The organism is Arthrobacter sp. Cza30, assembly GCF_059090765.1.
Genome location: NZ_JBNHGA010000002.1, coordinates 477,104 through 491,595, shown reverse-complemented (window position 1 = coordinate 491,595; position 14,492 = coordinate 477,104). Strand labels below are relative to the sequence as shown.

Genomic DNA, 14,492 nt, shown 5'->3' with positions numbered 1-14,492 from the left:
GCCGCAGCACAGACGTGCCTTAGCGGGTTCCCTGCTCGACATGCGCGGCGAGGTTCGCCAGGGACGAGGCTATCCCGGCCTCGTGATCGGCTTGCGAGATGCCCGGCGGTACATCGGTGGCTGCAACGCTGACCAGCGTTCCTGCCGGCTGCTCGCGTAACTCCCAGGTCATGGTCATAATACCGGCAAAGTCCGGATCGTCGGAGATGAACCGGATCCGCTGCACGATTGACTGGTCGGGGACCAGTGCTACGAATTCGACGTCGGCCACGTCCGTCGCGTCCGACGTCTTGCCGGGTGCGCCCACGGCGTCCAGATACGTCAGGACCATGCGGAACCCTCCGCCGGTCCGCGGATCGAAGCGGTCCATCCGTCCGGCCATGCCCTCCGGAGGCAGCCACGCTTCCAGGCTGAGGCGATCTGTCATGGCGCGGTAGATTTTCGGCGGCGCCGCACGGATTACGAGGCTGCCGCGGTGGACCCTGGCCGGCTGCTCGTTCACGATCCTGCCGGCGCCGCGAAACCAAGCTTCTTGTCGATCATGTTCTCCAACGGTTGCTGCTGGATGTAGCGGGCGAAATTGTCCGCGAACTGCCCCGCCAGCTGGGGCAGCCAGCCCCGGGCGTCACCGCTGAGGTGCGGCGAGATGATCACGTTGTCCATCGTCCAGAGCGCGTGGTCGGTCGGCAGCGGCTCGGTTTCGAACACGTCCAGGGCAGCTCCGGCGATGGCGCCGGACCGCAGCGCCGCCACCAGTGCGTCGGTGTCCACGCACTCCCCGCGGCCGACGTTGACCAGCCGGGCCGTGGGCTTCATCGCCTCCAGCACGGCTGCGTCCACGAGGTGCCGGGTCTCTTCGGTCAGCGGTGCCACCATCACCACCCAGTCGAAGTCTCCGACCACGGCGGCGAGTTCCGCCGACGCGTACACCTCGCCGAAGTCCGCGTCGTCACTGCGGGCGGTCCGCCCGGCCCCGGCAACCCGCAGGTTGAGGACCTTGAGCACGCGGGCGATCTCGCGTCCGATGGCACCGGTGCCGACGATCAGCGCGCTGCCCGACTCTAAGCGTTCGGTCTCGCGGTGCTGCCAGGCGCGCTCCCGCTGCAGGGACAGCAGGCCCGGCAGGTCCTTGGCGAAGGCGAGCATCCCGGCGAGCACGAACTCGGCGATCGGCCGGTCGAAGATGCCTCGGGCGTTGGTAACCACCACGCCTGAATTCCGCAGGTCTTGGAACAGGAGCTTGTCCACGCCGGCGGCCGCCACGTGGATCCACTCCAGCGACCCGGCGGCATGCCACGCGTCCTCCAGGGCCGAGGAGAAGAAGTCCCACAGGAACAGCACCTGTGCGCCGTCCAAGGCCTCGGCGAGCTGATCCGCGGTGGCATAGCGCACCTCGGCGGCGGCCTCCACATCCTCCATGCCCGGTGGCAGCTGGTCTTTGTACAGCACGGCGACGACGGGTCTGGTGACTGCGGCCATCAGGCTTCCGGCGCCTTGTCGCGCCGCGACTTCAGCGCGCCCAGTTGGTCGTCGACTTCCGTGCTGGCCTCCAGCCATTCGAAGGCATCCTGCACCTGCGGCGAGTCCGGATCCGACCACGCGATTTCGTTGCGCGCGGATGCCTCGGCCTCGATGCGCCGGGTCTCCCGCTCAGCATCCCGGGCGGCGGACTGCATTCCGGTTGCGCTGCCGGCTGCCGCCGAGGCGGCCTGCTGCATGCCGAGGGTGGCCTGGGCGACGTTGTGGCGCGCCTGGAGGGTCTGGTAGCGCATCCGGCTTTCGTCTATCCGCGAGGACAACCGGGCCAACTCGCCGTCCAGCCGGCGCCACTGATCGGCCATGCGCTCATATTGCCTGGAGAGGGTTTCCACGCGCTTCGACGCCGTGATGCTCCGGTGCAGGAACTCGCGGGCCCCGTCGTCGTCGCCGCGGGCCACGCACTCTTCGGCTTGGCGGTCGCAGTACGCCTGCTCTGCCTTGGCTTCATCCAGCAGCAGCCCGATCCGGCGGCAGTCGGCCGCGATGTCCGCTACGCTGCGGCGTGCCTGGTCTACTGCTTGGGACTGTTGCTGCTGGCTGGCCTCGATGGCCGCCAGGGGATCGACCGGAGCCTCTTTCGCCGCGCGGTTGGCGCGGATGATGCGTCCGAGGCGGTGCTTGATGGACACGTTAGCTCCTCATGGGATCGGGCCGACGCTGGGCCGGGGCCGGCTGGCGGCGCGGCGGGAAGCCGGAGCGAAGGCGTGGCGGGACAGCAGTGCTGCGCCCGTCGCGGACACGGCGGTAGGCCGAGGACCAGGCATGCAGCGCCTCGATCTCCCGGGACAAATGCTGCCCGGCCAGGTCCAGCTGTTCGGCGTCGGCAGAATACCCGGCTTCCACCAGTTGTTGCCGCAATTGGCCCGACAGCCGGTTGAGTTGTTCGACCCGCCCGCTCAGGCTGGCGGCGAGGGAGCGCTTCACCTGAAGCACCGGTTCGCCTTCCGCCAGCTTCAGCTGTTCGTCCAGGGACCGGGAAGCAGTTTCAAGCCTGGCCGCCACCAGCGGCAGCTCCCCGACGGGGCGACCCTCCGACCGTGCCGCGGCGAGTGCCCGTTCCGTCGCTTCCGCCGAGCGCTGCAACCCGAGCCGCTGGCGGGCCAGGCGGCGTCCGGCGTCGTCCCGGGTGAAACTGCGGACGGTGAGAGACCCCCTGCGGAGCCCGTTCCTCAACCTGCGGGAGCGCCGGATCCTGCGGACCACCAGCCACACGGCCACGGCCGCCGCCGTCCCGACGCAGAGCACGGCGATGCCGGTGAACATCAAAATCTGCAGGACCATGTCGGCCACGAAGGTTGCGGTACTGGCGGGCACTGGTGTCAAGGGCATGCCTCAAGTTTGCCCCCGGAGGCTCGCTTACTGCCAGTGGGAATGAATTGCCGGGCAAAACAGCGGGGCAAAACAGCCGGACACAACAATGGAGCCGGCTCCCGTACGGGAACCGGCTCCATTGGAAAAGACTAGAGCGGCGTTGCCGCTGCCGTCTTAGAGGCCGCGGATGTTGGCAGCCTGCAGGCCCTTGGGGCCCTGCACGGTTTCGAATTCGACCTTCTGGTCTTCACGCAGTTCGCGGTAGCCGCCACTGTTCTCGATAGCCGAGTAGTGAGCGAAAACGTCGGCCGAGCCGTCGTCCGGAGCGATGAAGCCGAAGCCCTTTTCAGAGTTAAACCACTTGACGGTTCCAGTTGCCATTATTTGTACTCCTCCGAGTATTTACACGGCCCGCGGACTTCACGGGTCGCTTGCAGCGGTGTTTTTCGTCCGCCGTTCAGAGAAGCACAAACCCTTCGGTGAAGGGCTTGTTGCTCAAAATCAAATGCGCAACACAACAACTACAAGAATCACTGTACAGGACTTTGAACGGGAAGCCGAATGGCACTACCACGGCCCCCACTGTTCAGGACGCGTTCAGGTTGCTACCGTAAAGTGATCTTCATCTACGGGGCACTCGCCCTACTAAAGCGGCTGGGAAGTCGGACCCGATCCACTGAAGGCTGCATGAGCATATCTGTATCTCCACCGACAACTTCTACCCGTAGCAAGCGCGGTTCTTCCGCCGCCAGCGGCTACTCCCAGCTGTTGAGTACCGTGCGGGATGCAGGTCTGCTGCGAAAGCGCAGGGGGTTCTACATCAGCCTCTTTGTCGCGCTGGCGCTGGGGCTGGCCGGAGCGGCCACCGGATTCGTTTTGCTCGGCGACAGCTGGTTCCAGCTGTTGATTGCCGGCGCACTGGGCATCCTGTTCACGCAGCTGGCGTTCCTGGCCCACGAGGCCGCGCATCGGCAGGTCTTCGAAACCGGCCCGGCCAACGACCGCGCCGGAAGGTTCCTGGCCAACGCGGTGGTGGGCATCAGCTACCAGTGGTGGATGAACAAGCACACCCGGCACCACGGCAACCCGAACACCATCGGGAAAGACCCGGACATCGAGCAGGACACCGTCTCCTTCCTGCCGGAGCAGGCCGCCGAACGCCGCGGCCTAATGGCCTGGTTCACCCGCCGGCAGGGCTACCTGTTCTTCCCGCTGCTGATGCTCGAGGGCATCAACCTGCACGCCACCTCCATCAGGTCGCTGTTTGCCCGCGGCCCCGTCAAGGGCCGCAAGCGCGAACTGGCCATCCTCTTCGCCCGGCTGTCGCTGTACATTGCCGCGATCTTCATCTTCCTGCCCACCGGCATGGCGTTCGCCTTCATCGGGGTCCAGCTGGCCGTCTTCGGCGTCTACATGGGTGCGTCCTTCGCGCCGAACCACAAGGGCATGCCGTTGATCCCCAAGGACTCGAAGGTGGACTTCCTCAGCCGCCAGGTCCTGACCAGCCGCAACATCGTTGGCCGCACTCCCGCGGGAAGCGGCGCCCTCAACGCGCTCATGGGCGGACTCAACTATCAGGTGGAGCACCACCTGTTCCCGAGCATGCCGCGGCCCAACCTGGCCAAGGCCGCCCACATCGTGCGCGAATACTGCGCCAACCACAGCATCCCGTACACCGAAACGTCGCTGCCCAAGTCCTACGGCATCGTGGTCCAGTACCTGAACAAGGTCGGCCTGTCGGCGCGTGACCCGTTCGACTGCCCGATGGTGGCCGAGTACCGCCGGCTCTAGCGCTCAGCCTGCGCTCAGCAGGTTCCCTACGGTTGCCGGTGTCCAACGCGGACACCGGCAACCGTCGTTTCTAGAGCTGCGTGAAGGCTGCCGTGGCCGGGTCCGCGCCGATGCGACCGCCGGCGTCAAGCGCCGTGATCGCGGCCAGGTCCTCCGCATCGAGCGTGAGCCGTGCCGCGGCCAGGTTTTCCGCCATCCGCCCGGGATTGACGGACTTCGGGATCACGACGGCGCCGTTGGCAAGATGCCAGGCGAGCACCACCTGGGCCGGGGTCGCCAGATACTTTGCCGCGATGGCGGTGACCGTCCGGCTCTCCAAATCCGCACCTTGGCCCAGCGGGCTGTAGGCCTCGACGGCAATGCCGTGCCCACGGCTGAACTCCGCGACCTCGCGCTGCTGGAAGGTGGGGTGGATTTCGATCTGGTTCACCGCCGGAACCGTACCGCCGGCGGCCAGCACGGTTTCCAAATGCTCGATGAGGAAGTTGGAGACGCCGATCGCGCGGCTGAGGCCCTCGGCGTAGACCTCCTCGAGTTCGTGCCACGCCCGCAGGTAGAGGTTTTGCGATGGCACCGGCCAGTGGATCAGGTACAGGTCCACGAAGTCCAGGCCCAGCTCCCGCAGGCTGGCATCGAACGCCTTGCGGGCCGTCGCCTGCTCGCCGTTGCGGAGTTTCGTGGTGATGAACAGTTCCTCGCGCGGAATTCCGCTGGATCTGATCGCCGCCCCCACGCCGGACTCGTTGCGGTAGGCGGCGGCGGTGTCGATGTGGCGGTAACCGGCCTCCAGTGCAGCTTCAACGGCCCGTTGCGTTTCAGCCGGCGGCACCTTGAAGACGCCGAAGCCCAGCTGCGGGATGCTGACGCCGTTGTTGAGATCGATCGCGGGCACTGCGGACATCGGGAATGCTCCTTTGGTGCAGGGGGAAACTACTTCTTCGGGACCAGCACGCCGTAGACGCGCATCTCGGCCAAGTGCTGGCCGTCATGGTCGTGAATGGAGATATCCACGATGTTGTTGCGGCCATAGCGGGTACGTTCGACGCCGGTGGCCACCAGGCGGGCTTCGGCCGCGCCGGGCGCAATGTACGTTATTTCCGCCTGACGGGAGACCGACGGCCGGCCCAGTGACTCGCAAACGAACGCGAAGCACGTATCGCCGAGCGTAAACAGGTAGCCGCCGTGCAGGATGTGATGGCCGTTCAGCATGTAGTCCTGGACGCCCATGGACATCACCACGCGGCCTTCTTCGGCCTCAAGCACCTCGATGCCAAGGTGCTGCGACGCTTTGTCGGAGGCATAGCGGTGGCGGACAAGCTCCTCGACGGTGGAAAACTGCTCGTCGGTGGCGGGAGTAGTCAACAGAGCCTCCGGATGTGGCGCGGATCATGGGCGTGACCAACGCTACCAATATCCACGCCGGCCGATGCGCACCGGCGGCCTGCAGGACCGGTTTGCAGCGGCGCGGGGCCGGGCTCAGTCGTCGCTCGAGTGTATTTTCCGCCGTGTGCTGAGCAGGTCCACGCCGGGGCGGTAGGCAATGTAGTTCTCGGCCGTGTCCAGCACCTGGACCACATGGGCCCGGTCGCCGCCTACCAGCCCGATGCCCAGCTCGGCCCGCCGGTAGAGGTTCTGTTGGCCGACTTCCGCCACCGAGACATCGAACCGCTTCCGCACCTCGGCGATGATCGGCCGCAGCACGGAACGCTTTTCCTTGAGCGAGTGCACGTCGCCCAGGAGCAGGTCGAACTCAATCCAGCCGATCCACATGCTGACGAGTCTAGGGCAGGTGGTCCATCGCCTCGCACGGGCTGGAGTTCGGCTGCGCGCGGTGGATTCGCATGGCCAACACCTCGACCAACGCGGAAAGCGTGCGCACGTCCTCCGGCGACAGGCCGGAGAGCAGGTCCTGCTCGGCACGTGCGACGCGGACCTCAAGCTCCGAGAGTGCGGCCCGTCCCTGTGCGGTGGGGACGATTTTCCGTGCGCGCCGGTCGTTGGCGGCGGGGACGCGTTCCACCAGCCGGGCGGCCACGAGTTTATCGAGGATGTAGGTCAGTACGGTGCGGTCGATCGCCAAGTGGGCCCCGAGGGCTTGCTGGTTCGGCGGGTCCCGATGAACGACGGCGGAGAGGATCTGGTAGCCGCGGATGCCTTCCGGCATGCCGGTGACGGCCTCCTCGAATTTTGACTGATACCCGCGCAGGACCATGCCGAGGTTCCAGCCGAAGTCGCCGGGAACCGGGCTGTGCGTCCTGTCCGCTGTGGCGGCTCGTTCTCCTGTCATGCCTCTCATGATAACGAATCATGTGAAGTTGCACAGATAATCTGCAATGAATATAGTCTGTCGGACAGCATATTTGCAGACTGGAGTGGAAATGAAGCTTGGCACCGTTGGCATTTTGGGGGCCGGCCGGGTGGGCACCGCCGTCGCCCGGCAGGCGCTCAAGGCCGGCTACCGGGTGAAGATCGCAACGTCCAAGCCGGCCGCAGAGATCGCGTTGCTGACGGAAATCATCACGCCGGGGGCGGAGCCGGTCGACGCCGCCGAAGCGGGAGCGGCGGACCTGGTTCTCGCCGCGATTCCACTGCACAGATACCGCACGCTGGATCCGGGCCGGTTGGCCGGCAAGACCGTGATCGATGCGATGAACTACTGGGCCCCGACCGACGGCGTGATCGGCGACTTCGAGAGCGACCCGCGCGGCAGCAGCGAGGTCGTCCAGGATTTCCTGGCGGGCGCGCACCTGGTCAAAACCCTGAACCACATCGGGTACCGGGAACTCGAGGAGGACAGCCGCAGCTCCGGCTCCGCCGCCCGCCGCGCCTTGGCTCTTGCCGGCGATCACGACGACGCCAAAGACCTGGTCGCCGCCTTCATCGATCACCTCGGCTACGACCCGGTCGATGCCGGCCCGCTGTCGGCCGGCCGCGCCTTCCAACCGGGGACCCGCATCTTCAACGCCGCCCATGCCGCCGACGAGCTCCGAGGCCTCTTGGCGGAGACCAACGAACCGGCGCGTCCATGACGGCATCGACCGGCAGAACAGGACAAGACATGGAAATCGGTGCCTACAGCTTCGGCGACACGCAACTCAATCCGGACGGCAGCCAGCGGGAGACGTCGGAGGCCATCCGCAATCTCTTTGAGGCGATCCTCCACGCCGACAAGGTTGGCCTGGATTACTTCGGGATCGGCGAGCACCACACCACCAGCATGCCCGCGTCCTCACCGGGCGCGATCGTCGCCGCGGCCGCGGCCGCCACGAAGCAGATCCGGCTAGGGAGCGCCGCCAGCATCATCTCCACGGACGACCCCGTTCGCGTGTTCCAGCAGTTCTCCACGGCGGACGCGATTTCCGGCGGCGGCCGCGTCGAGATCACCGCGGGCCGCGGTTCCTCGGTGGAAACGTTTCCGCTATTCGGCTACGACCTGGGCGACTACGACGAGTTATATGCGCAGAAGCTGGATCTGCTGATGGCCATCAACAACAGCCGCGCCCCCGAAGTGACGTGGAGCGGATCCCGACGGCCGCCCATCACGGACCTGGCCGTCGTGCCGCGCCCTGCCGCCGGGCCGCTGCCCATCTGGCTGGCCACCGGGGGCAACGCCGGTTCTTCCGCCCGGGCCGGGCAGCTGGGACTGCCCGTCTCCTACGGGATTATCGGCGGAGCCCCGCACCGGTTCGCTCCGCTGGCCGAGCTCTACCGGCGCACCGCGGCCCAGGCCGGCCACAGCGGTCCGCAGATCAAGGTTTCCGTTGCCGCCCTCGGGCTGGTGGCGCCGAGCAAGCAGGAGGCCCTCGACCGGTTCTACCCCGGCTGGCACAACCTCAATGTGGAAATGGGCAGGCTGCGTGGTTGGCCCGCACCGGACAAGCGCGCTTTCCTGGCCCAGGCCGAGGCCCCGGGCGCCTATTACGTCGGCGATCCGGATGAGGTGGCCGAGCGGATTGCCCACCTGCACGGATACCTCGGACATGTGCGCCACTTCCTGCAGACCGACATCGGCGGGCTGCCGCACGAGCACCTGATCAATTCCATCACGCTGCTGGCCACCGAGGTCAAGCCGCGGGTTGAGCGGCTGCTGTCCCGGAAGTAGGCACGACACGCCGCCGGCGCACCCGCCGGCCATCTCCTCGGCTCGAATCAACGCCTTCCGCCGCCGTCCTAAGCTAAGGGCGTGGATAAAGCGGTGGACAAACAAACGGACCAGGCCGAGCTGGCGGCAACAGTCATCCTGCTGCGCGACGGCCCGGAGGGACTGGAAGTCCTGATGCTGGAACGCCCCGGCGGTGGATCCTTCGCGGGTGCCTGGGTGTTCCCCGGCGGCAAGGTGGACCCGGGGGACTACCGTGCCGCCGAAGCCGAAGCCGAAGCCGAAGCCGAAGCCGAAGCCGAAGCCGAAGCCGAAGCCGAAGCCGAAGCCGAAGCCGAAGCCGAAGCCGAAGCCGAAGCCGACGCCGAAGCCCGCACAGAGGCCGGCGGCGCCGTCGAAGGTGACCACGGCCGGCAGCTGGCGGCGGCAAAAATCGCAGGGGCGCGCGAGACCTTCGAGGAGACCGGCCTGCGGATCACCGGCCAGGAACTGGAACACCTGTCCAACTGGGTGCCCCGCCACAGCCTGGTCCGCCGCTTCCAAACATGGTTTTTCACGGCAGCGGCACCGCCCGGGGAGGTCGAGCTCAACGACGGCGAGCTGGCCGGCTTCGCCTGGATGCGGCCCGGCGAAGCGCTCCGCCGGCATGAGTCCGGGCTGATGCGGCTGGTCCCGCCGACCTGGGTAACCCTGCATGAACTGGGCCGCTTCAATACCGTGGCGGACGCGCTGGAAGCCGCCCGGAGCACGGAGCCCTTCAACTATGAGAGCCACGTGATTGACGACCCGGCCAGCGGTCAGGTCATCGTCTGGGCGAGCGACGACGCCTACCCCGGTCCCGGGCCGGCGGCGGCCGCCGGGGCCAGGCACCGGCTCTCCACCGGGTCGCTGCCGTGGCGGTACGAAAGGAACCGCTAGCCCCCTGCGCCGCCGGCTGGTGCACGCCTACACTTGAGGCACCTGCTGCCACAACCGACCGGGAGGCCGCCATGAAGAAAGCCATGAAGAAGTCCTTCAGCGATTTGAGCGGGGGGCAGCGGCTGCGTGTAGCCATCATGGCCGGGCTGCAGCTTGTCTTGCAGACGGCCGCTCTCAAAGACCTGAAGAAGCGCCCGGCCGCCCTGGTCAACGGGCCGAAGCCGGTGTGGTTTGCCGCTTCCTTCCTCAATTTCATCGGCCCGGTGGCCTACTTCCTGCTCGGGCGAAAGCGCTGAACTCCTAAGCACAAACCGTTGATCTTTTCAATTCAACGGGGTAAAAGACCGTCGCACAGTGTTGCCTGCGTAACGATGGCCTAGAGTGTTTGACGTCACCAAGTGGCGTCGACCACACTTGAGCTAGTGAACGCATGTTCGGCTAGCGAACAGCGCGGTCTGTATCCCCGTTCTCCTCGGGGCAGAAGGAGTGGAAATGAAATGTGCGCTGTATAGGGCGCCGCACCTCGTCGGGATGCTCCCATGAGCGCCCCCGCGGTGACAACGGACAGCAAGGGTCCGGCGGCCAGCCGGTCCCGCCGGCGCCCTTCCAAGAAGCGTCCCACCAAGCAGCTGCTGGGGCTTGCCGGGATCCTTGCGTTCCTGCTGGTGTGGGAACTGGTGCCGCGGGTGGGGATTGTTGAGGCCCGCTTCCTGCCTCCTGCCTCCGAGGTGCTCGCCGTGCTGTTCAACGATTTCGGCTTGGCGGCGTTCTGGCTTGCGGTGGGCGAAACCATGCTCGCGTGGTTCCTTGGCCTGCTGATGGCGGTGCTGCTGGCCGTGGTGCTTGGCTTCATCATCGGTTCGTCAAACTTCCTGCGGAAGTTCACCAACTCCACGGTGGAGTTCCTGCGGCCCATCCCGTCGGTGGCGCTGATTCCGCTGGCCGTGCTGCTGTTCGGCGTGAAGATCGAGTCCTCGCTGATGCTGATCGTCTACGCATCGTTCTGGCAGGTCTTCATCCAGGTGCTGTACGGGGTGGCCGACGTGGACAACGTGGCGATGCAAACGGCGAAGTCCTACGGCCTGGGCCGGTTCGCCCGGGTCCGCCACGTGGTGTTCCCCACCGCCCTGCCCTACCTGATGACCGGGGTGCGCCTGGCCGCAGCGGTGGCGCTCATCCTGGCCATCACAGCCGAACTGGTGATCGGTTCGCCGGGCCTGGGCCGGGAAATCGCGCTGGCGCAGTCCGGCGGCGCGATCGCGGGCATGTATGCGTTGGTGCTGGCCACGGGACTGATCGGCGTGCTGGTCAACCTGGTGATGCGCTTCATTGAGCGCAAGACCCTGTCGTGGCATGAATCGATCCGTTCCGAGGTGATCGCGTGAAAGTCCTGAAAAGCATTGCCTACGCTCTGGCGCTGCCGGTCATCCTCGTGCTGATCTGGTGGGCCTCGACGCTGGGCGCGACAAACTTTTTCGTGCCCACGCCGGCACTGCTCGTCGACGCGTTCGCCGAGACCTGGTTCGGCGAACGGCTCCTGTCCGACGTGCTGCCCTCGATCGGGCGGCTGATCGTCGGGGTGGCCGCGGCGATCATCCTGGGCATCGTCGCCGGCCTGCTGATCGGCTCGATCAAGTGGCTGCGCGACTTCACCGAGCCGGTGCTGGAGTTCTTCCGCGCCATCCCGCCGCCGGTGCTGATTCCGGTATTGATGCTGCTGATGGGCATCACCGACACGATGAAGATTGTGGTCATCATCTCCGGCTGCATCTGGCCGGTGTTGCTGAACACCATCGAAGGCGTCCGCGCCATCGACTCGGTGCTTTCGGACTCGGCGCACACCTACGGCATCGGCGGCATGGCCCGCGTGCGTCACCTCGTGCTGCCCTCTGCGGGCCCGCAGATCATGGCCGGCGTCCGCCAGTGCCTGTCCATCGGCCTGATCCTGATGGTCATCTCCGAAATGTTCGCCTCATCCTCGGGGCTTGGCTTTACCATCGTGCAGTTCCAGCGTTCCTTCGCGATCCCCGAAATGTGGTCCGGCATCGTTGTGCTGGGCCTGATCGGTGTTGCCATGTCATTCATCTTCCAATGGACCGAGCGCAAGATCCTGCGCTGGTACCACGGCCTGCGAGAGGTAGAAAATGCAGCCTGAAACCACCCCGGTTCCGACCGGCAAAACCCTGCCCGAAGGCCAGGCCATGCTCTCGGTGCGCGGCGTCAAGAAGGTCTACCACACCGACGGCGGCGACATCGAGGCGGTGCGCAACCTTACCTTCGACCTGCGGGCAGGGGAGCTGGCCTGCCTGGTCGGTCCGTCCGGGTCCGGCAAGACCACCTTGCTCAAGTGCATCTCCGGCCTGCTGGCCCCCACCGAGGGCGAGGTGCTGCTGGACGGCGCCCGGGTGACCGGCCCGCCCAAGAAGATGGCCGTGGTGTTCCAGGAATACGGCCGCTCGCTGTTCCCCTGGATGCGGGTGCGCGAGAACGTGGAACTGCCGCTGAAGAACGCCGGCATGGGCAAGGCCGAGCGCGACAAGCTCGTGGACGACGCCCTGGAGGCCGTGGGCCTGGACCACGTGCCGCAGTCCTACCCGTGGCAGCTCTCCGGCGGCATGCAGCAGCGCGTGGCCATCGCCCGGGCGGTGGCCTACCAGCCCGAGGTGCTGCTGATGGATGAGCCGTTCGCCGCGGTCGACGCCCAGACCCGGGCCGACCTGGAGGACCTGATCCGCACAGTCTGGAAGAAGCTGGGCGTCACCGTCCTGTTCGTCACCCACGACATCGACGAATCGGTCTACCTGGGTCAGCGCGTGATCATCCTGTCCTCCTCGCCGACCGTGATCCAGGAAGACCTCGAGATCGATCTGCCCGACGAACGCGACCAGCTGAACACCCGCGCACTGCCGCGGTTCACCGAACTGCGCCACCACGTCTACGAACAGATCCAGCTCGCCAAGCAGGGCCACCGCCCCGCCGCCGCCACCCAAGCCGGCAGCGCCGGCTAGCAGGAGGCAGCGTGGGCCGGCCGCATCCTCAGCAAGGGTGCGGCCGGCTCCGTTCCTTAACCAGCGCCCCGGTTCCGCCCGCCCTCTGAGATCGACTGCTCAGATAACGCCCTTCTCAGCACTTGAAAGGGCGTTATCTGAGTAGTCGAGGGGGTGGGGTTGAGGGAGGGGTTTGGGGGAGGCGGTGCGCGGCGCCCGTCGCCCGTCGCGGCCGGTCAAAAGGCGATGCGTCTCGCGGCCGGTCAGAAGGCGGCGCCCGGCGCGGCCGGTCAGAAGGCGGCGCGTCTCGCGGACGCTCAGAAGGCGATGCGGCGCAGCAGGTCGCGCAGCGTTTCCCGTTCCTGTTCGTTCAGCTGGGCCAGGGACTCGTCCGACGCCTTGCGGATGATCGCTTCGGCCTGCTTGTACAGCTTCCGGCCCGATGCCGTCGCAACGATGACCTTGGAGCGGCGGTCGCGCGGGTCGGCTTCGCGGGTGACAGCGCCGCGCCGCTCCAACTGGTCCACCAGCGCCACGATCTGGCTGGGGTCCAAACTCAGGAAATCGGCCAGTTCGCGCTGCGACGGGTTCTGCCCGCTGCACGCCAGTGACAGCACCGAGTAAGACCGCACCTTCAGGTCAAGCTCGGCCAGCATGTTGTTGGCCAGGCCCGACCCCAGCGAACGCGCCCGCGCCGTGAGGAACTCGATTTCGTTGGCCAGATCGGTACCGTACAGCCGTTCAAGGCCGACGGTCGCCGACGGGCGGACGGCCGTTGTTGCTGCGGACATGTTCCCTCGCTAGAAGTCGGTGCTGGCCCAAAATGATTGACTTTTTCAATCATATGGGTTGTCATTGGTTTTAGACCAGCATAAACCGCAACGCACCTCCACCGTGGGACTTAGGAGCAGCAGATGTCTTTGGCCGGAAAAACAGCGATCGTCACCGGAAGCGGCCGGGGCCTCGGCCTGGCCTACGCGCAGGAGCTTGCCCGCCAGGGCGCCTCCGTTGTGGTCAATGACGTGGACGCGCAGGTCGCGGAGGAAGCCGTCGCCAGCATCACCGCCGCCGGCGGCCAAGCCAAGGCCGTCGTCGCCCCGGTGGGGTCCACCGAAACCGCCAGGCAGCTGGTGGGCGCCGCCGTCGAGACCTTCGGCCGCCTGGACATCCTGGTGACCAATGCCGGAGTGCTGCGGGACAAGTCGCTGCTGAAGATGACGGACGAGGACTTCGACCTGGTGGTCAACGTGCACCTGCGCGGCACCTTTACCTGCGTGCGCGAGGCCTACGCCTACTTCAAGGAGAACGGTGTTGCGGGCCGGATCATCACGATCGGTTCGCCTACCGGCCAGCGCGGCAACTTCGGCCAGACCAATTACGCCGCGGCGAAGGCCGGCATCGTCGGCATGGTCCGGACCTGGGCGCTGGAGATGAAGAAGGCCGGCGTCACCGCCAACGCCGTCATCCCGGTGGCAGCCACCGCGATGACGAAGACGGTGCCGTTCTTCCAGAAGGCCGTGGAAGCGGACGAACGCGGCGAGGCCATGCCCGACTTCTTCCGCAAGGACCTGGGCTTTGGAACGGCCGACGACGTTGCCGGGCTGGTTGCCTACCTCGCCTCCGATGCGGCAGCCAACGTGACCGGCCAGGCGATCGGCGTGGGCGGCGACAGGCTGCAGCTGTGGTCCCATCCGGAGCCCGTCGCCACCGAGTTCCTTGACGGCGGCTGGAACTACGAAGCGCTGAGCGAGCGCTTCCAGGACCTGTTCGGCGGCCGGCTGCAGAGCGTGGGCGAGACGTTCCCCGAGCTGCCGGCGGAACTGCAGCCCGAGACGGCGGCGAAGTAG

The 14,492-nt window shown here is 66.6% G+C and carries 19 protein-coding genes; 9 read left to right on the top strand and 10 right to left on the bottom strand.

The window, feature by feature from the left end; translation table 11 throughout:
* Positions 1–19: 19 nt before the first annotated feature.
* The 5 genes from AC5RVZ_RS07570 to AC5RVZ_RS07550 form a co-directional block, all read right to left on the bottom strand.
* Complete coding sequence (locus AC5RVZ_RS07570) at positions 20–502, bottom strand: SRPBCC domain-containing protein (protein ID WP_494065155.1); 483 nt, start codon at positions 500–502, stop codon at positions 20–22.
* Positions 499–1,479 (bottom strand): D-2-hydroxyacid dehydrogenase, encoded by a 981-nt coding sequence (locus AC5RVZ_RS07565; RefSeq protein WP_494065154.1) that lies wholly within the window; start codon positions 1,477–1,479, stop codon positions 499–501. The genes AC5RVZ_RS07570 and AC5RVZ_RS07565 overlap by 4 nt, the downstream gene beginning before the upstream one ends.
* Positions 1,479–2,168, bottom strand: coding sequence for a PspA/IM30 family protein (locus AC5RVZ_RS07560; RefSeq protein WP_494065153.1), 690 nt, complete (start codon positions 2,166–2,168; stop codon positions 1,479–1,481). The genes AC5RVZ_RS07565 and AC5RVZ_RS07560 overlap by 1 nt, the downstream gene beginning before the upstream one ends.
* A gap of 1 nt (position 2,169) precedes the next feature.
* A complete protein-coding gene (locus tag AC5RVZ_RS07555; RefSeq protein WP_494065152.1) occupies positions 2,170–2,868 on the bottom strand; it encodes a hypothetical protein in 699 nt (232 codons plus the stop codon).
* Positions 2,869–3,024: 156 nt separating this feature from the next.
* Positions 3,025–3,231 carry a cold-shock protein gene (locus AC5RVZ_RS07550; RefSeq protein WP_127512299.1) on the bottom strand — a complete coding sequence of 69 codons (207 nt, stop codon included), beginning with the start codon at positions 3,229–3,231 and terminating at the stop codon, positions 3,025–3,027.
* A gap of 306 nt (positions 3,232–3,537) precedes the next feature.
* Between AC5RVZ_RS07550 and AC5RVZ_RS07545 the strand changes: the two genes are divergently transcribed.
* Positions 3,538–4,641: a fatty acid desaturase family protein gene (locus AC5RVZ_RS07545; protein WP_494065151.1), complete on the top strand. Its 1,104-nt coding sequence runs from the start codon at positions 3,538–3,540 to the stop codon at positions 4,639–4,641.
* 70 nt (positions 4,642–4,711) lie between these two features.
* On the opposite strand, the gene AC5RVZ_RS07540 is transcribed toward AC5RVZ_RS07545, so the two are convergent.
* The 4 genes from AC5RVZ_RS07540 to AC5RVZ_RS07525 form a co-directional block, all read right to left on the bottom strand.
* Positions 4,712–5,542 carry an aldo/keto reductase gene (locus AC5RVZ_RS07540; protein WP_494065150.1) on the bottom strand — a complete coding sequence of 277 codons (831 nt, stop codon included), beginning with the start codon at positions 5,540–5,542 and terminating at the stop codon, positions 4,712–4,714.
* Between the two features lie 29 nt (positions 5,543–5,571).
* Positions 5,572–6,003: a hotdog fold thioesterase gene (locus tag AC5RVZ_RS07535; protein ID WP_494013685.1), complete on the bottom strand. Its 432-nt coding sequence runs from the start codon at positions 6,001–6,003 to the stop codon at positions 5,572–5,574.
* A 114-nt stretch (positions 6,004–6,117) separates the two neighbouring features.
* Positions 6,118–6,411 carry a DUF503 domain-containing protein gene (locus AC5RVZ_RS07530; protein ID WP_494000918.1) on the bottom strand — a complete coding sequence of 98 codons (294 nt, stop codon included), beginning with the start codon at positions 6,409–6,411 and terminating at the stop codon, positions 6,118–6,120.
* A 10-nt stretch (positions 6,412–6,421) separates the two neighbouring features.
* Positions 6,422–6,928 carry a MarR family winged helix-turn-helix transcriptional regulator gene (locus tag AC5RVZ_RS07525; protein ID WP_494065149.1) on the bottom strand — a complete coding sequence of 169 codons (507 nt, stop codon included), beginning with the start codon at positions 6,926–6,928 and terminating at the stop codon, positions 6,422–6,424.
* A gap of 91 nt (positions 6,929–7,019) precedes the next feature.
* Here AC5RVZ_RS07525 and AC5RVZ_RS07520 point away from each other — a divergent pair, with 91 nt between their 5' ends.
* From AC5RVZ_RS07520 to AC5RVZ_RS07490, 7 genes are all read left to right on the top strand, one after another.
* On the top strand, positions 7,020–7,670 hold the full coding sequence (locus AC5RVZ_RS07520) for an NADPH-dependent F420 reductase (protein WP_494065148.1): 651 nt from the start codon (positions 7,020–7,022) through the stop codon (positions 7,668–7,670).
* A gap of 29 nt (positions 7,671–7,699) precedes the next feature.
* Entirely contained in the window at positions 7,700–8,743 is a 1,044-nt protein-coding gene (locus tag AC5RVZ_RS07515) for an LLM class flavin-dependent oxidoreductase (RefSeq protein ID WP_494065147.1), read from the top strand.
* An 81-nt stretch (positions 8,744–8,824) separates the two neighbouring features.
* Complete coding sequence (locus AC5RVZ_RS07510) at positions 8,825–9,658, top strand: NUDIX hydrolase (RefSeq protein WP_494065146.1); 834 nt, start codon at positions 8,825–8,827, stop codon at positions 9,656–9,658.
* A gap of 71 nt (positions 9,659–9,729) precedes the next feature.
* Positions 9,730–9,954: a PLDc N-terminal domain-containing protein gene (locus tag AC5RVZ_RS07505; protein ID WP_494065145.1), complete on the top strand. Its 225-nt coding sequence runs from the start codon at positions 9,730–9,732 to the stop codon at positions 9,952–9,954.
* A 243-nt stretch (positions 9,955–10,197) separates the two neighbouring features.
* On the top strand, positions 10,198–11,043 hold the full coding sequence (locus tag AC5RVZ_RS07500; RefSeq protein ID WP_494000912.1) for an ABC transporter permease: 846 nt from the start codon (positions 10,198–10,200) through the stop codon (positions 11,041–11,043).
* Complete coding sequence (locus tag AC5RVZ_RS07495) at positions 11,040–11,813, top strand: ABC transporter permease (RefSeq protein WP_494065144.1); 774 nt, start codon at positions 11,040–11,042, stop codon at positions 11,811–11,813. The genes AC5RVZ_RS07500 and AC5RVZ_RS07495 overlap by 4 nt, the downstream gene beginning before the upstream one ends.
* Positions 11,803–12,666: an ABC transporter ATP-binding protein gene (locus AC5RVZ_RS07490; RefSeq protein ID WP_494000910.1), complete on the top strand. Its 864-nt coding sequence runs from the start codon at positions 11,803–11,805 to the stop codon at positions 12,664–12,666. The genes AC5RVZ_RS07495 and AC5RVZ_RS07490 overlap by 11 nt, the downstream gene beginning before the upstream one ends.
* Positions 12,667–12,962: 296 nt before the next feature.
* Here the strand turns inward: AC5RVZ_RS07490 and AC5RVZ_RS07485 are convergent, their stop codons facing one another.
* Positions 12,963–13,436: a MarR family winged helix-turn-helix transcriptional regulator gene (locus AC5RVZ_RS07485; protein WP_494065143.1), complete on the bottom strand. Its 474-nt coding sequence runs from the start codon at positions 13,434–13,436 to the stop codon at positions 12,963–12,965.
* A gap of 123 nt (positions 13,437–13,559) precedes the next feature.
* Between AC5RVZ_RS07485 and AC5RVZ_RS07480 the strand changes: the two genes are divergently transcribed.
* Complete coding sequence (locus AC5RVZ_RS07480; protein ID WP_494065142.1) at positions 13,560–14,492, top strand: SDR family NAD(P)-dependent oxidoreductase; 933 nt, start codon at positions 13,560–13,562, stop codon at positions 14,490–14,492.

Coding starts and splice junctions, on each gene's coding strand:
- AC5RVZ_RS07525 (WP_494065149.1), bottom strand. CDS start 6,928: ATGACAGGAGAACGAGCCGCCACAGCGGACAGGACGCACAGCCCGGTT.
- AC5RVZ_RS07500 (WP_494000912.1), top strand. CDS start 10,198: ATGAGCGCCCCCGCGGTGACAACGGACAGCAAGGGTCCGGCGGCCAGC.
- AC5RVZ_RS07530 (WP_494000918.1), bottom strand. CDS start 6,411: ATGTGGATCGGCTGGATTGAGTTCGACCTGCTCCTGGGCGACGTGCAC.
- AC5RVZ_RS07555 (WP_494065152.1), bottom strand. CDS start 2,868: ATGCCCTTGACACCAGTGCCCGCCAGTACCGCAACCTTCGTGGCCGAC.
- AC5RVZ_RS07520 (WP_494065148.1), top strand. CDS start 7,020: ATGAAGCTTGGCACCGTTGGCATTTTGGGGGCCGGCCGGGTGGGCACC.
- AC5RVZ_RS07545 (WP_494065151.1), top strand. CDS start 3,538: ATGAGCATATCTGTATCTCCACCGACAACTTCTACCCGTAGCAAGCGC.
- AC5RVZ_RS07485 (WP_494065143.1), bottom strand. CDS start 13,436: ATGTCCGCAGCAACAACGGCCGTCCGCCCGTCGGCGACCGTCGGCCTT.
- AC5RVZ_RS07505 (WP_494065145.1), top strand. CDS start 9,730: ATGAAGAAAGCCATGAAGAAGTCCTTCAGCGATTTGAGCGGGGGGCAG.
- AC5RVZ_RS07515 (WP_494065147.1), top strand. CDS start 7,700: ATGGAAATCGGTGCCTACAGCTTCGGCGACACGCAACTCAATCCGGAC.
- AC5RVZ_RS07480 (WP_494065142.1), top strand. CDS start 13,560: ATGTCTTTGGCCGGAAAAACAGCGATCGTCACCGGAAGCGGCCGGGGC.
- AC5RVZ_RS07490 (WP_494000910.1), top strand. CDS start 11,803: ATGCAGCCTGAAACCACCCCGGTTCCGACCGGCAAAACCCTGCCCGAA.
- AC5RVZ_RS07565 (WP_494065154.1), bottom strand. CDS start 1,479: ATGGCCGCAGTCACCAGACCCGTCGTCGCCGTGCTGTACAAAGACCAG.
- AC5RVZ_RS07540 (WP_494065150.1), bottom strand. CDS start 5,542: ATGTCCGCAGTGCCCGCGATCGATCTCAACAACGGCGTCAGCATCCCG.
- AC5RVZ_RS07550 (WP_127512299.1), bottom strand. CDS start 3,231: ATGGCAACTGGAACCGTCAAGTGGTTTAACTCTGAAAAGGGCTTCGGC.